Origin of the sequence: Lutibacter sp. (genome assembly GCF_040883305.1) — a bacterium.
In the GTDB taxonomy this organism is placed as follows: domain Bacteria; phylum Bacteroidota; class Bacteroidia; order Flavobacteriales; family Flavobacteriaceae; genus Lutibacter.
This window is the reverse complement of record NZ_JBFLKT010000402.1, coordinates 1-4,519: the sequence shown is the minus strand read 5'-3', so window position 1 is coordinate 4,519 and position 4,519 is coordinate 1. Positions and strand designations below refer to the sequence as shown.

The 4,519-nt window shown below is 30.1% G+C and carries 5 protein-coding genes and 1 pseudogene; 3 read left to right on the top strand and 3 right to left on the bottom strand.

What is annotated here, in order from left to right; genetic code table 11:
• Window positions 1-581, bottom strand: a pseudogene (locus tag AB1Z17_RS13065) (hypothetical protein); the annotation flags it as partial.
• A 177-nt stretch (window positions 582-758) separates the two neighbouring features.
• Here AB1Z17_RS13065 and AB1Z17_RS13060 point away from each other — a divergent pair.
• The 3 genes from AB1Z17_RS13060 to mscL are packed head-to-tail and all read left to right on the top strand — an operon-like array spanning window position 759 to window position 2,933.
• Window positions 759-1,376 carry a thymidine kinase gene (locus AB1Z17_RS13060; protein ID WP_368052218.1) on the top strand — a complete coding sequence of 206 codons (618 nt, stop codon included), beginning with the start codon at window positions 759-761 and terminating at the stop codon, window positions 1,374-1,376.
• A complete protein-coding gene (gene alr, locus AB1Z17_RS13055; protein WP_368052217.1) occupies window positions 1,366-2,475 on the top strand; it encodes an alanine racemase in 1,110 nt (369 codons plus the stop codon). The genes AB1Z17_RS13060 and alr overlap by 11 nt, the downstream gene beginning before the upstream one ends.
• 53 nt (window positions 2,476-2,528) lie before the next feature.
• Window positions 2,529-2,933: a large conductance mechanosensitive channel protein MscL gene (mscL, locus tag AB1Z17_RS13050; RefSeq protein WP_368052216.1), complete on the top strand. Its 405-nt coding sequence runs from the start codon at window positions 2,529-2,531 to the stop codon at window positions 2,931-2,933.
• Between the two features lie 74 nt (window positions 2,934-3,007).
• Here mscL and AB1Z17_RS13045 read toward each other — a convergent pair whose 3' ends face one another.
• Entirely contained in the window at window positions 3,008-3,550 is a 543-nt protein-coding gene (locus tag AB1Z17_RS13045; RefSeq protein WP_368052215.1) for an MOSC domain-containing protein, read from the bottom strand.
• Window positions 3,551-3,635: 85 nt separating this feature from the next.
• Window positions 3,636-4,519 (bottom strand): GH3 auxin-responsive promoter family protein (locus tag AB1Z17_RS13040; RefSeq protein ID WP_368052214.1); only part of this gene is annotated, 884 nt, incomplete at its 5' end.

The window sequence follows — 4,519 nt, the reverse complement described above, 5'->3', positions numbered from 1 at the left end:
TTACTTTTAAATAAGGTATCATTTATTGAACGAATAGATTGTTGTTTATTTTCTTCAATAACAGGATTTTCTTTTGTTGCTTTTTCAAAAAGATTGGTTGCAACATCAGCAGAAATGGCGTCTTTAAATTCTTCTTCTAAAGTAGCTTTAGGTAACACAATTTCTTCAATAATTTCTTTTACAGTTACTGGTGAATTTTCTTGTGTTATTGGAGTGTCTTCAATAGAAAATTCTAAATCCATCTCTTCGGTTGAGGTCACATCTTCTTCACGTTCTTTTACTACTTCAATTTCTTTTACTACTTCAATTATAGATTCAACAGTTTTAACGCTTGCAGGTTCTTCGGTAACAATAGCCGTTATTGTTTCCTGTGTTATTGCTGTTTTATTTTCTTTTTCAACTTCATTGTTAATTTCATCAACATTTTCTAAACTATTTAAATTTTCTTCAACAAATTTTAAAACCGTTAATTTTTCATAAATAGTATGCGCCTTTTTATGCAAAATTGTTACATCGTTATTTTTTAGTTCTAAAATACTATGTGCCAGACGCTTCAATTCAGCTTCTAATTTTTTGTGCATAAGTTGATTTATTTATTGATTATTGATGTGTTATTTTTAATAAATTTGTAAAAGTTCAGAAAAACAGTAATTTCTGCATTACAAATTAAACTATTTAATTCGAAAAATTATACTATTTGGTATTGCATTCGTTTTAATATAAAAAATACAATAACCTTTGAAACGTGAAATTACAAAATGTTTCTTGAAAATACAGTAAATCATACCGAACAATTTGGCTGGATAGAAGTTATTTGTGGTTCTATGTTTTCTGGTAAAACAGAAGAACTAATCCGCAGGTTAAAGCGCGCCCAGTTTGCAAAACAAAAAGTGGAAATTTTTAAACCTGCAATAGATACAAGATACGATGAAGAAAAAGTTGTTTCTCATGATGCTAATGAAATTCGTTCTACACCTGTTCCTTCATCTGGAAATATTCGACTTTTAGCTACAGATGTTGAAGTAGTAGGTATTGATGAAGCACAATTTTTTGATGATGAAATTGTTGCTGTTTGTAACGATTTAGCCAATAGAGGTGTTCGCGTAATTGTAGCTGGTTTAGATATGGACTTTAAAGGGAATCCGTTTGGACCAATGCCAGCGCTTATGGCAACTGCAGAATATGTTACTAAAGTTCATGCTGTTTGTACGCGTACTGGAAATTTAGCACATTATAGCCATAGAACTGCGGTAGGTGATGCTTTAGTGTTACTTGGTGAAACCCAAGAATATGAACCGTTGAGCAGAGCCGCTTATTATAAGGCAATCCAAGAGGAAAAAAAGAAAAAAGCCGAACAACTTAAAAATGGAAAATAACCACGTTTCTGTGCTGGAAATAGATTTAAATGCAGTTGATTTTAACCTACAATTTTTTAAATCTAAACTAAATACAACTACCAATATGCTTGTGGTTGTGAAGGCTTTTGGTTATGGTGCTACTGCTGTTGAAATAGCAAATCACATTAAAAATAAAGTCGCGTATTTTGCTGTTGCTTATTTAGATGAAGGAATTGCTTTACGCAATGCAGGTATTAAAACTCCAATTTTAGTATTGCATCCTCAAAAAGCAAATATTGAAAAATTAATCCGCTATAATTTAGAGCCAAATATTTATTCTATAAATTTATTAACTGCTTATATTGAAAAAGCAACAGCTTTAAATATTAAAAATCACCCAATTCATATAAAATTTAATACAGGTTTAAATAGGTTAGGTTTTGTTGAAAAAGATATTTCTGAAATCGCTAAAATTATAAATACCCAAACTGCTTTAAAAGTAGTTTCAATTTTTTCACATATTGCTGCGAGTGAAGATCTAAATGAACGCGCTTTTACCTTGCAACAAATAAATAGTTTTAAAACTATTGCATCAAAATTTACAGAAAAACTGCCAAATAAGCCGTTTAAACATATGTTAAATACTTCAGGTATTATTAATTATGCCGAAGAAGCGCAGTTTGATATGGTGCGACTTGGAATTGGATTGTTAGGTTTTGGGAATGAAGTAAAACATACCAAAAACTTAAAAAATGTATTGACTTTAAAATCGGTAATCTCTCAAATTCATTCTATTGAGAAAGGAGAAACAGTTGGTTATAACCGTGCTTTTAAGGCAAACTCAACCATAAAAACGGCAACTATCCCAATTGGTCATGCCGATGGAATTTCTAGACAACTTGGCAACGGTAAAGGGTTTGTTTACATCAATAATAAAAAAGCTCCCATTGTTGGAAACGTTTGTATGGATATGATAATGGTTAATGTAACCGAAATAGATTGTTTTGAAGGAGATGAAGTTTTAGTATATAAAAATCAAACTCATATTGAAGCATTAGCAGCTGCAATTAATACAATTCCTTATGAAATTTTAACTGCAATTTCACAAAGAATAAGACGTTTGTTAAAAAAATGTTAAAGAAATAATTTTTTTTATTACTTTAGCATTAACTAAATTTTAATAAAATGGGAATGATAAAAGAATTTAAAGATTTTGCAATGAAGGGAAACCTTGTTGATATTGCAGTAGGTTTTGTAATGGGTGCAGCGTTTAAAAGTGTTGTAACTTCATTTACTGGAGGCATTGTTTCTCCACTTATTGGTTTAATATTTAACTCTAACTTTAAAGACTTAAAATATATAGCAAAAGAAGGAGTTGCCAATGAAGCTGGTGAAATTGTTGGAGAAGTCGCAGTTTTATATGGTGATTTTTTAACAAATGTAATTGACTTTATAATTGTTGCTTTTGTAATGTTTATGGTTGTAAAAGCTGTAAATGCTACTAAGAAAAAAGAAGAACCTGCTCCAGAAGCGCCAAAAGGACCTTCTCAAGAAGACTTATTAGCAGAAATAAGAGACTTATTGTCTAAAAAATGATAATGAAATATTTACCAAACTTTCTTTAATTCAAAAAAGGGTTCGCAATTTGTGAGCCCTTTTTTTACGAAATCTTATTTTTTAGTTTCGTAAACTTCGGCAATTGTTGGAGAATTTTTGCAATTTTTTATAAGAATGAGAGCATCGTTAACAGCTACTTTTCCAGTTTGTAAAACCTTAAAATAAACACCACACATTGTAGAATTCCAAAATTGTTTTAAAATTTTTTGAGTGTTAAAAACCAGTCCTAATTTAAAACATGGTTCTCGGGGCTGCGTAACTTCAATAATTGCTTCACCTAATTTGTATTGATTTCCAATATGGATTTCTGTTTCTTCTAAATTTGAAATGGTTAAATTCTCTCCAAACATTCCAAATTTCCAATCTAGTTCTGGATAGATTTCTTTCCAGTATTTATAATGATTTTCAGAATATGCATATACTGCTTTATCAATTCCACCATGGTATCTTCTATCTATAACAGCATCATTTTCTACATCATTTTCACCTAAAAAGATTGGAGTTTCAACAGGACTTTTAAAGATACCTGTTTCTACAATTTTTCCTTTATAATTAATAGTTCTTTTTTCTCCTATATTTACAGAAACTACTTTCATGTGTCTATTTTATTATTTTTTTAATTGTCACATGTCGTTCGCGATTAGTGATTTTTTAGGCAATAAACTTTTTAGCATGCTCGTTTCATTTTTCTTCAAATTTTAATAAAGCATCCGCAATTTTCCGATCATTAGATAAACGTGGTACTTTATTTTGTCCGCCTAATTTTCCAACAGATTTCATATATTTATTAAAACCCCCTTTTTCAATCACAGTAATTTTTAATGGTTGTAAAATTTTACCAACTATTAAATCTAAATAATAACTATTTTGTTGCTGTAAGGAAGCATCAATTTTTTTTGCAAAAGCTTCAATATCTGCTGGTTTTTTATCAAATTCTATAAACCATTGGTGGTATGGTAGGCCTGTTTCTGGTGTAATTTGTGGTGCTACAGTAAATTCACTTACACTTATTCCAGTATCAATTGTATGTATATTTATGGAGTCTTCAATTTCCTTTCCAATTACATGTTCACCAAAGGCAGAAATAAAATGTTTTATTCTTCCAGAAACTACAATTCTTGGTGGATTGATAGATTTAAATTCAATAGTATCGCCAATATTATATCCCCAAAGGCCTGCATTTGTATTTAAAATAATTACATAATTTACACCTAATTTAACATCTGCTAATGAAATTCTTGTTGGGTTTTCATTAAAAAATTCTTCAGAAGGAATAAATTCATAAAAAATACCGTTATTTATTAAAAGCATCATTGCTTTTTCGATTTGAGAATCTTGGTAGGCGATAAAACCTTCAGAAGCAGGATACATTTCAATTGCATCCACTTTTCTACCAATTAATTCTTCAAATTTATTTCTGTACGGCTCGTAATTAACACCTCCGTAGGCAAATAAATTAAAGTTTGGAAAAACTTCGCCTACTTTTTTACCAGTACGTGCTACAATTCTTTCAAAATACATTTGTACCCACGGCGGAATTCCTCCAATAAGTGTCATATCCTCAT

What these genes read in the sequence shown, in the direction of transcription:
- AB1Z17_RS13060 (WP_368052218.1), top strand. Translation starts at nt 759, where the DNA reads ATGTTTCTTGAAAATACAGTAAATCATACCGAACAATTTGGCTGGATA.
- AB1Z17_RS13045 (WP_368052215.1), bottom strand. Translation starts at nt 3,550, where the DNA reads ATGAAAGTAGTTTCTGTAAATATAGGAGAAAAAAGAACTATTAATTAT.
- alr (WP_368052217.1), top strand. Translation starts at nt 1,366, where the DNA reads ATGGAAAATAACCACGTTTCTGTGCTGGAAATAGATTTAAATGCAGTT.
- mscL (WP_368052216.1), top strand. Translation starts at nt 2,529, where the DNA reads ATGATAAAAGAATTTAAAGATTTTGCAATGAAGGGAAACCTTGTTGAT.